Source organism: Pseudomonas sp. GW821-FHT04C07, from assembly GCF_059420325.1.
In genome coordinates, this window is sequence record NZ_JBWKTM010000012.1 from 35,129 (window position 1) to 52,969 (window position 17,841).

The window sequence follows — 17,841 nt, forward strand, 5'->3', positions numbered from 1 at the left end:
AGACTCTCAATCAAGGGGTTGCGATCAAGCTTGCGACTGCCCTTTGGGGCAGTCGGAAAGGCTCAACCTACAAGGCCGCGTCGATTTTCCTGGCTGCGTCTTCGCTCACCCATGCGTGCCAGACTTCAGGATGTTCCTTCAAGAAGATCTTGGCCAGTTTTGGCGATTCGATCCGCTCTTTGGTCATGCGCCCGAGGTTCTGGTTCAGCAGGTCGATTGGCAGGTTGACCTTTTCCAGCACGGCGACCAGTTCCGGGGCTTCGTCGTGGAAGGTCCTGGACAGGCCGACCTTGATGCTCACGCTTTTATCCACGCCTGGTTTTTCGTCCAGTTTCACCAGGTCAACCTGGCCCATCAGCGGCGTTGGCGACCAGTAGTAGAACAGGATCGGCTCGCCACGCTTGTAGCTCGACAGCACCGCAGCATCCAGTGCCGGGCCGGTACCTGGGCGGAAGTTGGTGTAGCTGCTTTCCAGGCCGTAGCTTTTCAGCATTTCGCTGTTGTCCAGCTCACAGGTCCAACCGGCCGGGCAGTTGTAGAAACGGCCCTTGCCTGGCTCTTCCGGGTCTTTGAACACGGCGGAATACTTGCCCAGATCAGCAATGTTTTTCAGGCCCGGGGCCTTGGCTTCCAGTTTACGCTTGGCGTCACCTTCAACCACGTAGCGCGGCACGTACCAACCCTCGATCGCACCAACCACTGGCGCACCGACACCAACGACCTTGCCGGCCTTCTCGGCCTTGTTCCAGACTTCGCTGCGGCCAACCCACTCCTCGGCGAAAACCTGGATGTCGTTGCTGCTCAGGGCGTTCTCCATGGTGATGGAGTTGCCCGGCAGGCTGTCGGTTTTGCAGTCGTAACCTTTTTCCAGCACGACCTGCAGCACGTCAGTGAGCAGCATGGCGCTTTCCCAGTTCAACCCGGCGAATTTCACCGGCTTGCCGGATTCGCACCAACTGGCTGCCTGAGTGGCGCCCGCGCTGGCGAGTACACCCAATGAAAGCATAGTGGTCAGCAGGGTCTTATTCATTTTCATTGTGTGACACTCCTAAACATGAAATGGATTACGGCAGTCAAAAGGCATCCAGCCCTGTCCACGTCCAATCAAGGTCTAGACCGCAGTAGCGCGGCCTGCCCCACTCAGCTTGTGTGCTGTTACCGCGCCCTGCTCTACCGGCAGGATCAAACGGTCAGGTACTGCGCCATGCCACTTCTTGGCCGCCAGGTAATACATCCCTGCAGGTACCACCAGACCAATGATCCAGGAGATATCGGTATCACCGAGGCTCGCGACCAATGGACCGGTGTAGAAATGCGTGGAAATGAACGGCATCTGAATCAGCACACCGAACACATAAATGGTGATCCCCATGATGTTCCAGCGCCCGTAGCGACCGTCGGGATTGGACAGTGCAGGGATGTCATAACGCTCTTTGGTAATGCAGTAGAAGTCCACCAGGTTGATCGCGCTCCACGGCGTGAAGAATGCCAGCAGAAACAGGATGAACGCGGAGAATTCCTTGAGGAACGAGTCCTTGCCAAGCACTGCCAGCAAGGTAGCGATCACGACCATGGCGAAGATGTACAGCAGGCGAACCGTGCTGGAAATCTTCCGGCTGCCGCGAAAGCCACTGATGATGGTGGCAATCGACATGAAGCTGCCATAGGCGTTCAACGTGGTGACGGTCACCTTGCCAAAGGCCACGGCAAAGTACAGCAGGGCCGCGACGATGCCGGTACCGCCGAGGCTGACGATGAACGACACTTCGTGATGGGCGAACTGCGAACCGGCCAATGCCGCCGCGAACACCCCGAAGACCATCGAGGTCTGCGCGCCGATCATCGAACCCAGGCCCACCGCCCAGAACGTCTTCGACGCCGAGGTCGTGCGCGGCAGGTAGCGCGAGTAGTCCGCGACGTACGGACCAAAAGCAATCTGCCAGGACGCCGACAGCGAAATCGCCAGCAGGAAACTGCTCAGGGAGAAATGCTTGTTACCCAACAGCGCGCCGATATCGTTGCCGGCGAGCAGTTTGTAGAACAGGTAAGCGAACGCGATCACACCCAGCACACTGGCCACCCGGCCAATCCCGTGAATGACCCGATAGCCGAAGATGGTCAGGACCACGATCAGACCGGCAAAGGTCACGATCCCGATCCAGTCATCGACATTCAGCAACTGGGCAATCGCCTGCCCCGCAAGCAGTGAACCGCTGGCGGAAAACCCGATGTACATCAGGCACACCAGCACCAACGGAATCACCGCACCATACACGCCAAACTGCACGCGGCTGGAAATCATCTGCGGCAACCCCAACTGCGGGCCTTGGGCCGCATGCAACGCCATGACGCCACCGCCGAGCAACTGCCCGACCAGCAAACCAATCAACGACCAGAACACATCCCCACCGAGCACTACCGCCAATGCACCGGTAACAATCGCGGTGATTTGCAGGTTGGCACCCAGCCACAAGGTGAATTGACTGAACAGACGACCGTGTCTTTCCGCTTCCGGGATGTAGTCGATCGAACGCTTTTCGATCAACGGTTTACTGCTTGCACGATCGTCATTAACAGCCATTGTTCAACCTCTATGGATTGTTCCAGTAATTCACTCGACCCCTGTAGGAGCCGAGCTTGCTCGCGATGACGGTGTACCTGACAAACCGCGTCATCGTTTATCGCGAGCAAGCTCGGCTCCTACAGGGTTTGCGTTGGGTCAGTTTCTCAACCGCTGATCATCGGCAGGTTCAGGCCCTGCTCGTTGGCACAGTCGATCGCGATCTGGTAACCGGCATCGGCGTGACGCATGACGCCGGTGGCCGGGTCGTTGTGCAGCACGCGAGCGATACGCTCGGCCGCTTCGTCCGTACCGTCGCAGACAATCACCATGCCCGAGTGCTGGGAGAAGCCCATGCCGACGCCGCCGCCGTGGTGCAGGGACACCCAGGTCGCGCCGCTCGCGGTGTTGAGCAGGGCGTTGAGCAGTGGCCAGTCGGACACGGCGTCGGAGCCATCCTGCATCGACTCGGTTTCGCGGTTCGGGCTGGCCACCGAACCGGAGTCCAGGTGGTCGCGGCCGATCACGATCGGTGCCGACAGCTCGCCGCTGCGAACCATCTCGTTGAACGCCAGGCCGAGCTTGGCGCGCAGACCCAGGCCCACCCAGCAGATACGTGCCGGCAGACCCTGGAAGCTGATGCGCTCGCGCGCCATGTCCAGCCAGTTGTGCAGGTGGGCGTCGTCCGGGATCAGCTCTTTGACCTTGGCGTCGGTCTTGTAGATGTCTTCAGCGTTGCCCGACAGTGCCGCCCAACGGAACGGGCCGATGCCACGGCAGAACAGCGGACGGATGTAAGCCGGTACGAAGCCCGGGAAGTCGAAGGCGTTCTCGACGCCTTCTTCTTGCGCCATCTGACGGATGTTGTTGCCATAGTCGAAGGTCGGAATGCCCATTTTCTGGAAGTCCAGCATCGCTTTGACGTGCACGGCCATGGATTGCTTGGCGGCTTTGACCACGGCAGCCGGCTCGGTCTTGGCGCGAGCGCGGTATTCGTCCCAGGTCCAGCCGGCTGGCAGGTAACCGTTGAGCGGGTCGTGGGCGCTGGTCTGGTCGGTGACCATGTCCGGGCGCACGCCGCGCTTGACCAGTTCCGGCAGGATTTCAGCCGCGTTACCCAGCAGGGCGATGGAAATCGCCTTGCCTTCCCTGGTGTATTTGGCGATGCGGGCCAGCGCGTCGTCGAGGTCGGTGGCTTGCTCATCGACATAGCGGCTGTTCAAACGGAAATCGATGCTCACTTGTTGGCATTCGATGTTCAGCGAGCACGCGCCGGCCAGGGTCGCGGCCAGCGGTTGAGCGCCGCCCATGCCGCCCAGACCGGCAGTCAGGACCCAACGACCGGTGAGGTTGTCGTTGTAGTGTTGGCGACCGGCTTCGACGAAAGTTTCGTAGGTGCCCTGAACGATGCCCTGGCTGCCGATGTAGATCCAGCTGCCGGCAGTCATCTGGCCGTACATGGCCAGGCCTTTGGCGTCCAGTTCGTTGAAGTGTTCCCAGTTCGCCCAGTGTGGCACCAGGTTGGAGTTGGCGATCAGTACGCGCGGGGCGTTGCTGTGGGTCTTGAATACGCCGACCGGCTTGCCGGATTGCACCAGCAGGGTTTCGTCGTCATTCAGATTGGTCAGGCTTTCGACGATCTTGTCGTAGCACTCCCAGTTACGTGCCGCACGACCGATACCACCGTAAACCACCAGCTCCTTGGGGTTCTCGGCCACTTCCGGGTCGAGGTTGTTCATCAGCATCCGTAGCGGCGCTTCGGTCAACCAGCTCTTGGCGGTCAACTTGTTGCCGCGAGCAGCGCGGATTTCGACGTCACGGTATTTAGTAGGCTTATTCTCGGTCACGAAAAAAACTCCTCAGCGATCAATCCAAACTAACCCAGGCAGTGGGCGAGCAAGCCAATGTGCAAACGGTGCACACCGGCGAATCAGTGGACGATGGTCGAGTCTCCGCGACTCATACACATACGTCTTTACTTGTACATACAAGCATATGCAATCAAGCGGCCAACTTGCTGGATGGACATTCAATAAAGTGTTGAATCTGGCTGAAAAGCCCTTGGGGCAAGGGTTTGGCCACTGGAGATTTTTTTGGGGAGGATTTTTTCGAAGCGTGAGATCTGTTACCTGAGCGCGATTTTGCGCCACGCTGGGGCGTTCGGTAACAAATTGGTGCGCGTAGGGAAACGGGTTACCGGAAGCCAGAAAGCAAAAAATCGCAACTGACGACAGCTCTCAGAGCGGCCGCACGTTGCGATTCTTTTAAGACGGTTGAATCAGAGCGCTGTCAGTTCGATCACACAGCACTGGCCGCGGACGGAAACATCCAGCAACCCGGTGTTACCGTTCAGTTGCAGGCAATCATGACGACCCAATACATGGACCGCGCCGCCATCGATCTGCACCTGGAGTGCATCGGTCACGCTGAACACCAGCAGCGTTGCGGTCGAGCTGAAGAACCGCTGCTCGCCACTGACCCACTGCAACCGCGCCTGGTAACGATTCGCCGCATAAATCAGGTTGAAGTCGCGAATCGCACCGCCAAGCAGCGTGCAGGAAACCTGGCTTTCGCCGCTGAACGCAAACGGGTCCAGCGGTAACAGTGGCCGCGTTTTCTGGCCATCGACCGTCAAGGTCATGCCATCACCCTGCAGCACGGTGATGACCCGCTCATAACCGGCAAAGGTGGAGAAGCCGCCCGACTCACCGATATCGGCAATCGACAGGCGCCAGCCGAAACCGTCCAGGCCGGTGCCCGCATCACGGGTGATTTCCTCGGTGCTGCCGCCGCCGTTTTTCCAGGGCATGCGCGGATAATCGGCGGCACGCAAAACGTTCAACTGACTCATTTATGCCTCTTGTTTATGGCTCTTTATTTATGAAACCGCCCTTCCAGACGATGACGGGAACCGGGGTGGATCAGACGAGCGGCCGTCACTGGCTGACGCCCGGACCAGGTCCGACGGCGAATCAGCAGGCACGGCTCACCTTTTTCGATCTGCAGCAATTTGCATTCGGAAGGCTCGGCAAGAATCGCTTCGACCACGTGTTCGCCTTCGGTCAATGGGGCAACCTGATTCAGGTAGGCGTAAGGCGTTTGCAAGGTGAAGTCTTGTTTGAGGTATTCCGGCGCCACCAGCGCGTTGACGAAACGGTCCTCGATTTGCACGGGAATATCGTTCTCGAAATGCACGATCAGCGAGTGGAAGACCTTCTGGCCTTCACGCATATCCAGCGCCAAAGCGCGCTCGGAGCCGGCAGCCTCTTCTTCGAGGGTGATCACTTTGCACGTGTGGCGATGGCCACGGGAGGCGATTTCGTCGGCAATGTTATGCACTTCGAACAGAGCCGACTGGCTCTTCGGTTCGGCGACGAATGTACCGACACCCTGCATACGCACCAGCAGACCGTCGGCGGTCATCTCGCGCAAGGCGCGATTGATGGTCATACGACTGAAGCCCAACTGGCTGACCAGCTCGCTTTCCGACGGAACGCGATAGTGCGGCGGCCAGTTCCCACTCTCGATTTGCTGAGTGATCATCTGTTTGACGCGGGCGTACAAGGGCGCCGGACTGTCGCCCATATGGGCAGCCAGCGGGGAGACGGCAGGCGGAGTCGGCACGGGAAATCCTTGTTCGTTAATAAAGGTTGATAGCTTGCCGGAGTTTACCGGGCAGGCAAACGTCTGTATATGTATATACAAATAACACACGATGGGGTGCTGAACCATGTCCGCTTTCTTTGCCGAACGCGCACTGCTGCCTAGTGGATGGGCCAACAATGTACGTCTTGAGGTCAACGCCGATGGCGTACTGACCCACATCCAGGCCGATGCCAGTGCAGATGGCGCCGAAATATCAAGCGGTCCGCTGCTGCCGGGGATGCCGAATCTGCACTCCCACGCGTTCCAGCGGGCGATGGCCGGACTGGCGGAAGTCGCCGGCAATCCGAACGACAGCTTCTGGACCTGGCGCGACCTGATGTATCGCCTCGTCGGAAAAATCAGTCCGGAACAACTCGGGATCATCGCCCGTCAGCTTTACATCGAAATGCTCAAGGCTGGCTACACCTCAGTCGCCGAATTCCATTATGTGCATCACGACACCAATGGCCAGCCCTACGCCGACCCGGCCGAGTTGTCATTGCAGATCAGCCAGGCCGCCAGCGCTGCCGGAATCGGCCTGACCCTGCTGCCAGTGCTTTACAGCCATTCCGGTTTCGGTGGCCAGGCGCCCAATGAAGGCCAGCGGCGCTTTATCAACAGCACCGAAAACTATCTGAATTTACAGGCGCGTCTGCAGCCGCTGCTGGCACAACAACCGGCGCAACAATTGGGCTTGTGCTTCCACTCGCTGCGCGCAGTGACGCCACAGCAGATCAGCGAAGTACTGGCGGCCAGCGATAAACAGTGCCCGGTACATATCCACATCGCCGAGCAGCAAAAGGAAGTCGACGACTGCCTGAGCTGGAGCGGTCGCCGTCCGCTGCAATGGCTCTACGAAAATACCGAGGTCGATCAGCGCTGGTGCCTGGTCCATGCGACCCACGCCAATCCTGAAGAAGTCGCGTTGATGGCCAGGAGCAAGGCCATCGCCGGCCTCTGCCTGACCACTGAAGCCAACCTTGGTGACGGGATTTTTCCGGCGGTGGACTTCCTCGCCCAGGGCGGACGGATGGGCATTGGCTCCGACAGCCATGTGTCGCTCAGTGTGGTGGAAGAACTGCGCTGGCTGGAATACGGTCAGCGTCTGCGCGATCAAAGGCGTAATCGCTTGTATCGCGGCGATCAGCCAATGGTCGGCCGCACCTTGTATGACGCCGCACTGGACGGCGGGGCCCAGGCATTGGGGCAGCCGATCGGCGCTCTGGAAGTCGGCAAGCGCGCCGACTGGCTGGTACTCGACGGCAACGATCCATATCTGGCAACGGCAAATGGCGACGCGATACTCAACCGCTGGCTATTCGCCGGTGGCGATCGCCAGGTGCGGGACGTACTGGTCAACGGTCAATGGGTGATCCGCAACGGCCATCATGCCGGAGAAGAAGACAGCAGCCGGGCATTCACCCAAGTGTTGCGCGAGTTGTTGGGCTAAGTAAGGTCTGACTGACGATCGTTCCCACGCGTGTGGGAACGATCAAACCCGGTGTCGCTATTTCGACGTCTGGGCCATCTTCGTATCCGACACTCGCCAGATCAGGCGGGTCGTGTCGTAACCCTGCTGACGCGCCCTGCTCAGCAGTTCTTCACGCTTCACCGCATCAAGCTCTGGCGTTCTGGACAACAGCCAAAGGTGGCGACGGCTCGGGCTACCGACGATGGCCGTCTTGTAGTCGTCGCTGACGTACAACACCCAGTATTCGCCCTTGGAAACGCCTGGTAACAGGGTGGTCAACCAATTATCGAATTCGACCCACAGCTTGTCGGTTTTGCCGGGAATCTGCGGCGTTGCCGTACCTTTGACCTCTTCCCATTGCCGGTCAGGGGTCAGGCAGCGGTTCAATATCAGGACATTGCTATCAGCCTTAAGGATGTAATGGGCTTCGGATTGCGCGCAGTTACGCTGGAAGTAAATTGGCAGGCGGGCCAACTCATACCATTTTCCTTGGTAACGCTTGAGATTGACGCTGTTGGCGGTCTTGGGTGCCAATGGGTCATTGCCAGAAGTGGCGCAGCCAGCCAATACCAGGCTGGCCAAAAGAGCTATTACGAACCGCATCATTATTTTTCTCCCGTGAGCGCCTGGCCCCGGTTTACTTCAGGCCTTGCCCGGAAAACATCAGCACTTTGTCACCCGCGTACTGCACGCTGATAAAGCTGTTCTTGTTGCCCCAGGTGCAGCTGGACATGCCCAGGGCGCCGGAACAATCGGAAGGAGTACCCAAGAGTTTTTCGACTTCGGCCTTGGGCATGCCGGTCGAAATTTTCGAGTAGTTTTCCTGATTGACCTTGCTGCACGCAGCCAACAGCACGCAGAACGACAACAGAGCGAGAGAACGCAGCGACATGGTGAAACTCCTGGACGGAAGGGGGAAGGCATGGCTGCCAACCAGAAGCTTAGAAGAGAAAAGTGCCATCTGGTTCCCCAAGCCACGGGCTATTTCTTACATGTAAAACTCTCTAATCCCCCCTGAAATCAGCCATTTTCCTACGCAAACAGGTATTTCGTCGGATATCTCAAAAGCGGCCTAATCTTTGGCGCTGGCGAGTCGACATAGAGGCAGCGCAAAAGCCCCTGACACCTGGCAAATTGACGCCTTTCGTTGACCAGCCCATCGCGGTAGTTCATTTAATGACCAGAAATATGAAATTCAGCCACAAGATTCTGCTTGCAGCCGCTCTTGTGGTCGCTGTCGCGTTTGCCTGCTTCATCCTGTTCAATGACTATCGACAGCGTCAAACCTTGCGCAACAGCACCGAATCCTCAATGCAGGAACTTGGCAGCCTGACCACCAGCAACATCCAGACCTGGCTGGAAAGCCGCATGCAATTGCTGCAGTCGCTCGCCCAACAGATCGCCATCGACGGCAGCACGCCTGACAACCTCAAGCGCAGCGTCGGCCTGCCGGCCTACACCAGCAATTTCCAGCTGAGCTACTTCGGCGGCCAGGACGGCGTGATGTTTTCGGTTCCGGCCGGTAATCGGGCGGCGGACTACGACCCGCGCTCCCGTGGCTGGTACAAAGCGGCCAACAGCGCCCAGCAGACCATTGTCACCGAGCCCTACATCGCTGCGTCGTCAGGCAAGCTGGTGATCACCATCGCTACCCCGGTGCAGCATCAGAACCAATTCATCGGTGTGGCCGGTGCCGACATCGACCTGTCCAGCGTCAGCGCGATCATCAACTCGCTGAACTTCGGCGGCCATGGCCATGCCTTTATCGTCAGCGCCGACGGCAAGATCCTGATCCACCCGAACAGCAAACTGGTGCTCAAAAACCTGGCTGACGCTTATCCAAACGGCGCACCGAAGATCAGCCCGGGCATGAAAGAAGTTGATCTGGACGGCAAGTCCCAGTTCATCTCCTTCACCCACGTCAACGGGGTGCCATCGGCGGACTGGTATGTGGCGTTGGTGCTCGACCAGGACACCGCGTTCTCGATGCTCAGCGAATTCCGCACCTCGGCAATCATCGCCATGGCGATAGCCGTGGTGATCATCATCGCCCTGCTCGGCATGCTGATCCGCGTGTTGATGCAGCCACTGCTGACCATGGGCCGCGCCATGCACGATATTGCCGAAGGTGAAGGCGACCTGACCAAGCGCCTGACCATTCATGGCCACGACGAATTCGGCGCGCTGGGCATGTCCTTCAACCGTTTCGTCGAGCGAATTCATACCTCGATTCGTGAAGTCGCCTCGGCCACCGGTCAGGTCAACGAAGTGGCCTTGCGGGTGGTCAGCGCTTCCAACTCGTCGATGTTCAACTCCGACCAGCAGGCTTCGCGTACCAGCAGCGTTGCCGCGGCAATCAACCAGCTCGGCGCTGCGGCGCAGGAAATCGCCCAGAACGCCGCCCTCGCCTCGCAGCATTCCAGCGATGCACGCAGCCTGGCCGAGGACGGTCAGCAAGTGGTGGATAAAACCATCGCAGCCATGCAGCAGCTGTCGGCCAACATCAGCGATTCGTGCGGCAATATCGAGACGCTGAACAGCAACACGGTGAACATCGGGCAAATCCTCGAAGTGATCACCAGCATCTCGCAACAAACCAACCTGCTGGCCCTCAACGCTGCCATCGAAGCCGCCCGTGCCGGTGAGGCCGGACGTGGTTTTGCGGTGGTCGCCGATGAGGTACGCAACCTCGCCCACCGTACTCAGGATTCAGCGCAGCAAGTACAGACCATGATCGAAGAGTTGCAGGTCGGCGCGCGGGAAGCCGTCGTCACCATGACCGACAGTCAGCGCCAGAGCGAAAGCAGCGTCGGTATCGCCAACCAGGCCGGCGAGCGCCTGAGCAGCGTGACCCAGCGCATCGGCGAGATCGACGGCATGAACCAGTCGGTAGCCACCGCCACCGAAGAGCAAACGGCCGTGGTCGAGTCGATCAACGTCGACATCACCGAGATCAACACCCTCAACCAGGAAGGCGTGGAAAACCTGCAATCGACCTTGCGCGCGTGTGCCGACCTTGAGCAGCAGGCCGCGCGGCTGAAGCAGTTGGTGGGTAGTTTCAGGATTTAAACAACGCCAATGATCGTTCCCACGCTCCGCGTGGGAACGATCTGTGGCTAGAACCGCGACCCAGGCCTGCTCAAAAACGCCAACTCTTCAGGCGTACTCTCCCGCCCAAGAATCGCATTGCGATGGGGAAAGCGCCCAAACCTTGCGATGATTTTCTGATGCCGTTCGGCGTAATCGAGGTTATCGGCAAACACCGCACGATCCGCCTCGGGTTGCTGAGCCAGCAAGTCGGCAAAACGTGAGATGGCTTCGTTTTGTACCGCCAGATGCTCGCAATGCTCGAACACCAGGTAGATGAACACCCGCTGGATAGGCAGCAGTTGCCGATCGAAATCCGCGGCAATGCCTTGCGCCACCAGAGCCTGGGCTCTCAAGTCGCCTGCAAAGGATTTGGCGGTTTCGCGAAAGATCATTCGCGGTAACTGATCGAGTAACAACACCAGGGCCAGCCAACCTTCGGGACATTGCGTCCACTCGGTCAATCCGCCGGCCAGTGCCTGTTCCACCAGATCCCCGAAACGCGTGCGCGCTTCGAGGTCCTGGCTGTCACGCTTACCGAACCACAATGTGCCCTTGTCAGCCGCTACATCATTAGGTGCTTCGGCTGAACCGAACCACCATTCGAGCAACGGCTGCCAGGGCGGCGCAGTCATGGTTTATTCCTTGTGGTAAGCCGTGGCGCGTTGAACTTCTTCTTTCGAGCCCAGGAATACCGCCACACGCTGGTGCAGACCTTCCGGCTTGATGTCGAGGATCCGCTGGTGACCGTCGGTGGAAGCGCCGCCGGCCTGTTCAACCAGGAACGACATCGGGTTGGCTTCGTACATCAAACGCAGTTTGCCCGGCTTGGAGGGCTCGCGGCTGTCACGTGGGTACATGAACAGGCCACCACGGGTCAGGATGCGGTGCACGTCGGCCACCATCGCAGCGACCCAGCGCATGTTGTAGTTCTTCTTCAGCGGGCCTTCTTCGCCAGCCAGCAGTTCGCCGACGTAGCGTTGTACCGGCGCTTCCCAGTGACGCTGGTTGGACATGTTGATCGCGAATTCCTGAGTGGACTCCGGAATCTTGATGTCTTCATGGGTCAGCACGAAGCTGCCCATTTCACGGTCCAGGGTAAAGCCTTTCACGCCATCGCCCAGGGTCAGCACCAGCATGGTCTGCGGGCCGTAGATAGCATAACCGGCGGCTACCTGCTGGGTACCTGGCTGCAAGAACGCCTTTTCGTTCAAGGGTTCGTTCTGGCTCAGGTATTCGTTCGGGCAACGCAGCACCGAGAAGATAGTACCGACCGGCGCGTTGATATCGATGTTCGACGAACCGTCCAGCGGGTCGAAAACCAGCAGGTAGGCGCCTTTCGGGTATTTGCCCGGAATCTGGTAGGCATTGTCCATTTCTTCGGACGCCATGCCGGCCAGGTGACCGCCCCATTCGTTGGCTTCGAGCAGGATTTCGTTGGAAATCACGTCGAGCTTCTTCTGCACTTCGCCTTGCACGTTTTCGGTGCCCATGCTGCCCAGAACACCACCCAGGGCGCCTTTGGAGACGGCGTGGCTGATTTCCTTGCAAGCACGCGCCACCACTTCAATCAGGAAGCGCAGATCGGCAGGAGTGTTGTTGCTGCGGGTCTGCTCAATCAAATAGCGACTCAGGGTAACGCGGGACATGGATGGCTCCGGAGGATGGGGGGGCTAAAAACCCGCGCAGTTTAGCGCGAGTCGAGGCGCATTTCCTCCTGTCAGACCCAGTTAAGGGAGATAGAGTTCATGCGCCGGGCTCAGCGTAGCCCGAAACCGGACGAATGAGCCTGAAGATTCCTCACGATTTCAGCAATCCTCTGTGACTGACAGAGCGTCCCTGCCTGCGATTTGGCGCGAGGTTCAGATTTTCGCTGTTGGTTTGCGCAACAGGCTGAGCGCCATTGCCGCGAGGAGAACCACACCCAGCAAGAGCACAGCCCAAAGACCGATTTTCTTCCAGTCGGCGCCAGAGGCAACAGGCGTCGTTGTGGTCGGCTGAGTCGCCGCCGAACCACCGTCGACCCTGGCCTGGCCCAGTGCAGCCAAGCGCTTGGCGCTGTAATCCGGAATCAGCGTCGACAGCGGCAAATTCGCCGCTTTCACCGTCGGGCTGCCCAGCGCCAGCGTGTAAGGTCCTGCACCGCGAGCCAGGAACACCAGCTGCGTCGCCCGCACGGCAAAGCGCAACGCCGGGGCTTCAGCGCCCAGGCCTCCGCCACGCTCATCCACCGTCAGTTTCAACTGCTGAACGGTCTGACCGGGTAGCTTTAATTCGTCCTGCACGACGTCCTGACCGTTCTGGGTCAGGCGATAGAGCAAACCACCGCTTAGCGATTGCCACGGCAGACTACTTTCACGACGGCCATACAGGGTCACCGGAGCCAGGCTATTGGCTTGGCTGAGTTCAACCCGCAACCGCTCGATGCTCAGGCCCATCGGCAGTTGCCAGGTGTATTCACCCGCCTTGACGCTGCTGCCAGCCAACGGCTGCGACCAGACCAATGGTAGCGGCAGGCTGTTGATGCTGGCGCTCTCCAATTGGGCCGAGGTGAGGACCGGTGCAGATTGCGGGGTATTCCAAAGCAAGCGCAGATACCGCGCCGACTGCCCAGGCAAACCGACTTCATGCTGCTCGACCCGCTCGTCGGCAAACGACAGGCGCGCCACCTGCCCCTCACCCCACGACTGCCAATGCTGCAAGTCATCGCTGGCTTCGATGCTGAAGCGCTGGAAGCCGTCACGCTCGCTGGTCCAGTCGAGGATCAACTGTTGCAATGGCGCCTTGATCGCACTGACATCCAGTAGCCAGCCGCGCAGGATTTCTTCACCGGCCTCCAGCTGACTGGAAGGCTGAACTTCGACCAAGGCGCCGTTGGCGTTCGATTGCACCCGAATACTCGGCGTGGCTTCGCTGGCGTCCGCCGAGCTGTACAACGGGAACCACTTCACGTCGGTCAGCGTGCGATTTTCGGTGGTTTGCGCCTGCTCACGGGCCAGCGCATAGGCCTGGGCTTCACCTGCAGCGTTGAACACCCGCACATCGCTCAGATCGGTCTGACGCGCGCCCAGTTGCACCGCCAGCGGTAACTCGAGGCGATACCAAGGGCCTTCACCGCTGAGGGTCAACGGCACTTGAGTGGTGAAATCCCCCGGCTTCTCCTGGGCATTGGCCGACAGTGCCACACACAATCCGACAGCCCCCAACCAACCCAGGCTCACTTTCTGACTCAAGACGACACTCCTTCAGATTCATTGGCCGGTTTTTCAGCACCCGGCTCAGCTTCGGCACGCTTGGGTGGCAGCGGCGCGAAATAGCCCACCACCAGCAGCAACACACCCACGCCGATAAACGACACGATCCGCGCCAGTCCGCCGCGGTTGCTCAACTCGATAAAGAACAGTTTGGCGACCACCACCGCGATCAACGCAGCGCCGATCAGCCAGATTTCGCGACGGTGACGCAAATGACCGCCGATCATCAGACTCAGGGCAATCAGCGTCCAGACGATCGACAGACCAGCCTGTACCAGCATCGACTCGAGCAGCGCATCAAGCTCAAATGGCACGCCGCCCCAATGGTGAGCGCTGCGCATCACCAGTGCGGTGAAGAAGGCGAACAGCGAGACACCCGCCACCAGTTGCATAGCGCGTTCGGCATAGTCGGCGCGGATCGCCAATTGCGAGACTGCACTGCGGAACCAGACACAGGCCCCGAACAACGCGAACAACAGGCCCAGCTCCAGCGGATTGAACAGCGGCACGTAAGGCAACGGCTCGGCGGTGCCGTCACTGGCGATATTGGCCAGCCAGACCCAACCGAGCATCAGCAATGCCAACGGCAGCGCCGCGTACAGACGGTATTCACGGGAATAACTCGAGACCGGCCACGGCCAGGTGCGTGGTGCGGCCATCAACACCAGATACAGGCTCGGCAGAATCGCCCAGCCCAACCAGCGCCAGGCGTTGTACTGCTCGGACAACAGCAGCAGGCTGTAACGCAGTTCCAGCGCCAGCACGCCAATCAGCAGCCAGCAACCCAGCACATGGGCAGTGCTCAAGGCCCTGGCCGAGAGCATTGGCGCCAATCGCCGCACAGACACAAAGTGCACAGCGAACACCGCCGCCCACGCCAGCCAGCCGAAGTTCGCCGCCGGGTGATAGCGAGCATGCCAGGCCGCGACCAATACCAGACCCGCAGCCGGCACCAGCAAGGTACAGAGCAAGCCCAACGCCGACCACCTCAGGCGCAAAGCCAGCACGGCCCACACTGCGACACTCAGCGCCGCAACGGCCAGCAACAGCGCGGCGTGCAGATCCGCCGGTGCGAAGCGCAACACTTCGCTGACCAACGCCAGCGCCCACCAGGCCGCCCCCCACACCAGCAGCAGTTCGGACAAACGCCGCAAACTCAAGGTATCAAACGCCGTCGCATGATTACCCAGCTGCAAGCGCCAGGCCCCGACCATCGCCGCCAGACCCAATACCATCGGCGTCCAGAAACCGCCGTGGGCCAATGGGCGCAAGCCTTCGCTGGACAACGGACCCAGCAGATCGGGGCCGGCAATCAGGAACGCCGCGCCGCCGATGACCTGCAACAGCAGACCAAAGACAAAACTCACGCGTTGCTGCAAGTACAGACTCAACCAGATGATCAACAGACCACTGGCAGCCCACACCGCGCTCGCGGTTTGCCACGGCAGGACAAACAGCACAGCCAGATTGATCAGCACCAGACCCGCCAGCAACACCACCGACAGACCACGTAACAGCCGTACGTCGCTGCGCACCATGTCATCGCGTGCCGCCAGCAACATGCCACCAATCAACGCCAGACCGATCAAGGACGCACTGAGCAAACCACTCCAGCCAGCGCTCAATACCGCAGAGTCGCCCCGCGCGCCTTGCAGCCGTAGCAGGAACAACGCGCCGCCCAGCAGTTGCACAGCGAAAGCGCTAAACAGGAATGTCCGCGATTGCAGGCGCAGACCGACAAACAAGGTCACCAGCCCCGCCAGCGCCCAACTGATAGCCGTACCGTGAGTAAAGAAAAACAACGGTGCCAACAGATAGAGGAACCCCAGGCCACCGCAGGCCAGTACTGGCAACGCCTTGCGCTCCCGGTTCGACGCTTGCTCGGGCAAGGCGTTGCGCAGTTGATAAAAACTGAACAGCAAGGCCGCACCCAGCAGCAAAGCCCCCAACGGCGCGCCGTCCAGCAGGCTCGCCTCGCCAATACGCAGTTCACTGAGGAACGCCAGCGCAGAGCCCACTTGCAGCAGCAAGGCAAATGCCCGGGCCAAAGGTCGTTGCTGACGCAGGCCGAGCCAGAAAATCCCCGCGCCTTCCACCGCCCAGGCCGCTGCGGTCCACCGGGCATCCAGCCCAAGCGGGATCGCCAGGCTGGCGAATATCACCCCCAGCGCCAGGCAGGTTTCCCCCAGCAACAGCGCTCGCCCGCCAGCGAGCAAACGGGCCAGACTCATGTAGACGATGCCCAGCGCCAGCGCGCTGAACGCCGTCGCGAACTCCAGATGCTGGACCAGCGCGAACTGTAAACCGAAACCAACCAGCGGTGGGCCGAACAGCATCGAGCCATCAACATAGTCGCCCTTGCGGGCCGACCAACGCAGCAGCGCCTCGCGGCCGTCGTCTTCTGGCGCATCGCTCATCTCGAGTAACTTGCGCCGCGCGAACAGCAGCCCTAGCGCCAGGTACATCAGGAAGAACAGAATCAGAAACGGCTCGGTGCTCCACAACAGCTGCGGTGTGTAAGAGCGCAGGCCCCAGGCGAAGCTAATGCCGAAGGTGCCGACGAAACCGATCAGATTGAGCAACCGCCAGGCCTTGAACCAGGCGATGCCCAGAATGCCAGCGTTGAGCAAGGCGAAGTAGCTGAACAACGCAACATGGTTGCCCGCGCCAGTGGAGGTCAGGATCGGCGCGGCAAAGCCACCGAGGGCCGCCGCTGCAGCCAGGCCCAAGGCGTCCTGAGTGATCGCCAGAATCGCCGAGAACACCGTGACGGCCACCAACAAACTCAAGGCGGCAGTCGGATCGAGCAGCGGATGCAGGCGCATTGCGGCGAACACCGTCAGGTACAACACCGCGATCCCGGTCCCCTGCAGCATCAACGCGAAGTTGCTGTTGCGCAGACGCAGCCACCAACCCACCCCGAGCAGGCCAAGCGCGCAAGCGGCGACCCCGGCGTAACGCAGCTCGATCGGCACAACCATGCCTTCGGTGGCGTAGCGCAACAAGAACGCCAAACCGAGGAACAACAGCACCACACCGACTCGCAGCACCGTGTTGCCGCCAAACAACCAATTGCGTGCACCGGCAAAGGCGCGCTCGATCAGATTCGGCTCGCGGGGGCCGGCCGGGATGGCCGGTTTTCCTGGTGCGTTGGCACCGGACTCCGGCTTCCAGGCATCGACAGGCGGTGGCGTGCCCGGCTCTGGCACAACAGAAAATTGCTCGGGTTCAAACTCGACCGGCCATTCCCAGACCAATTCAGGAACCGCTCGCAAAGGCGCCGCTATCGGTTCCGGCGCTTCGCTCAAGTCGGGTTGATCTGGCCGGACAGATTCGCTGGCCGCCGTTGGCGCAGGCTGCCCGGCAGCTTTGTCAGCAGACACTTCAAGCTGCACCAGCCGTTGCTCGACAGCCGCTAAAGCCTTCTGCGCCAGTTCCAGTTGCTGGCGCTGCTGCGCCGCTTGCGAACTCAAACGCCCGAGACGGATAGCCTGCCCCACGCCAAGCCCGATCAGAGCACCGAGCAGCGCATCGCTGAAGGACTCATCGAGTACCCAGCCCAGCACCAGCCCTATCAACATGAAAATCCATTGCATGGTCGATATCCCTAAGCGGCTCATGGTCCGTTAAGGGTGCCAATACCTGCACTACTTTGCGCCGAAGACACTCACTCACGTAGCAGCAGACTGACAGCAACTGCTACGCAAGGTGTTTCAGCCCGCAGCCGAGTAGATACCAAACGCGCAGACGGACAGATCCAGGTCGTTCAAACCTGGCAAAACTACCGTCTAGTATATCGGTGCGGCCCAACAGGAGTTGGGCCT

13 protein-coding genes are annotated in these 17,841 nt (G+C 59.9%); 2 read left to right on the forward strand and 11 right to left on the reverse strand.

All coding sequences use genetic code 11. The features are described from left to right. Window positions 1–67: 67 nt before the first annotated feature. The 5 genes from AC07UI_RS21085 to hutC all read right to left on the reverse strand — a co-directional run bounded on the left by AC07UI_RS21085 (window position 68) and on the right by hutC (window position 6,145). Window positions 68–1,036: an ABC transporter substrate-binding protein gene (locus tag AC07UI_RS21085; protein WP_494994327.1), complete on the reverse strand. Its 969-nt coding sequence runs from the start codon at window positions 1,034–1,036 to the stop codon at window positions 68–70. A gap of 75 nt (window positions 1,037–1,111) precedes the next feature. Beyond that, window positions 1,112–2,581, reverse strand: coding sequence for a purine-cytosine permease family protein (locus tag AC07UI_RS21090; protein WP_494994328.1), 1,470 nt, complete (start codon window positions 2,579–2,581; stop codon window positions 1,112–1,114). Between the two features lie 146 nt (window positions 2,582–2,727). Further along, on the reverse strand, window positions 2,728–4,407 hold the full coding sequence (gene hutU, locus AC07UI_RS21095; protein WP_494994329.1) for a urocanate hydratase: 1,680 nt from the start codon (window positions 4,405–4,407) through the stop codon (window positions 2,728–2,730). A gap of 431 nt (window positions 4,408–4,838) precedes the next feature. Continuing rightward, the gene (locus AC07UI_RS21100; RefSeq protein WP_494994330.1) at window positions 4,839–5,411 is read right to left on the reverse strand and encodes a HutD/Ves family protein; all 573 of its coding nucleotides are present in this window, start codon (window positions 5,409–5,411) and stop codon (window positions 4,839–4,841) included. 23 nt (window positions 5,412–5,434) lie between these two features. Beyond that, complete coding sequence (gene hutC / locus AC07UI_RS21105) at window positions 5,435–6,145, reverse strand: histidine utilization transcriptional repressor HutC (protein ID WP_494994483.1); 711 nt, start codon at window positions 6,143–6,145, stop codon at window positions 5,435–5,437. A 145-nt stretch (window positions 6,146–6,290) separates the two neighbouring features. Here hutC and AC07UI_RS21110 point away from each other — a divergent pair, with 145 nt between their 5' ends. Continuing rightward, window positions 6,291–7,655: a formimidoylglutamate deiminase gene (locus AC07UI_RS21110; protein ID WP_494994331.1), complete on the forward strand. Its 1,365-nt coding sequence runs from the start codon at window positions 6,291–6,293 to the stop codon at window positions 7,653–7,655. A gap of 57 nt (window positions 7,656–7,712) precedes the next feature. Here the strand turns inward: AC07UI_RS21110 and AC07UI_RS21115 are convergent, their stop codons facing one another. Together AC07UI_RS21115 and bamE are read right to left on the reverse strand one after the other, a co-directional pair. Next, the gene (locus AC07UI_RS21115; RefSeq protein WP_494994332.1) at window positions 7,713–8,282 is read right to left on the reverse strand and encodes a lipocalin family protein; all 570 of its coding nucleotides are present in this window, start codon (window positions 8,280–8,282) and stop codon (window positions 7,713–7,715) included. A 31-nt stretch (window positions 8,283–8,313) separates the two neighbouring features. After that, window positions 8,314–8,568 (reverse strand): outer membrane protein assembly factor BamE domain-containing protein, encoded by a 255-nt coding sequence (gene bamE / locus AC07UI_RS21120; protein ID WP_419113747.1) that lies wholly within the window; start codon window positions 8,566–8,568, stop codon window positions 8,314–8,316. Between the two features lie 284 nt (window positions 8,569–8,852). Between bamE and AC07UI_RS21125 the strand changes: the two genes are divergently transcribed. Then, window positions 8,853–10,745: a methyl-accepting chemotaxis protein gene (locus AC07UI_RS21125; RefSeq protein WP_494994333.1), complete on the forward strand. Its 1,893-nt coding sequence runs from the start codon at window positions 8,853–8,855 to the stop codon at window positions 10,743–10,745. Window positions 10,746–10,792: 47 nt separating this feature from the next. Here AC07UI_RS21125 and AC07UI_RS21130 read toward each other — a convergent pair whose 3' ends face one another. The 4 genes from AC07UI_RS21130 to AC07UI_RS21145 all read right to left on the reverse strand — a co-directional run bounded on the left by AC07UI_RS21130 (window position 10,793) and on the right by AC07UI_RS21145 (window position 17,613). After that, entirely contained in the window at window positions 10,793–11,398 is a 606-nt protein-coding gene (locus AC07UI_RS21130) for a DUF924 family protein (RefSeq protein WP_494994334.1), read from the reverse strand. 3 nt (window positions 11,399–11,401) lie between these two features. Further along, window positions 11,402–12,412, reverse strand: coding sequence for a class 1 fructose-bisphosphatase (locus AC07UI_RS21135; protein WP_494994335.1), 1,011 nt, complete (start codon window positions 12,410–12,412; stop codon window positions 11,402–11,404). Between the two features lie 213 nt (window positions 12,413–12,625). Beyond that, entirely contained in the window at window positions 12,626–13,996 is a 1,371-nt protein-coding gene (locus tag AC07UI_RS21140; protein ID WP_494994336.1) for a DUF3999 domain-containing protein, read from the reverse strand. Then, a complete protein-coding gene (locus AC07UI_RS21145; RefSeq protein ID WP_494994337.1) occupies window positions 13,993–17,613 on the reverse strand; it encodes a DUF2339 domain-containing protein in 3,621 nt (1,206 codons plus the stop codon). The genes AC07UI_RS21140 and AC07UI_RS21145 overlap by 4 nt, the downstream gene beginning before the upstream one ends. Window positions 17,614–17,841 lie beyond the last annotated feature (228 nt).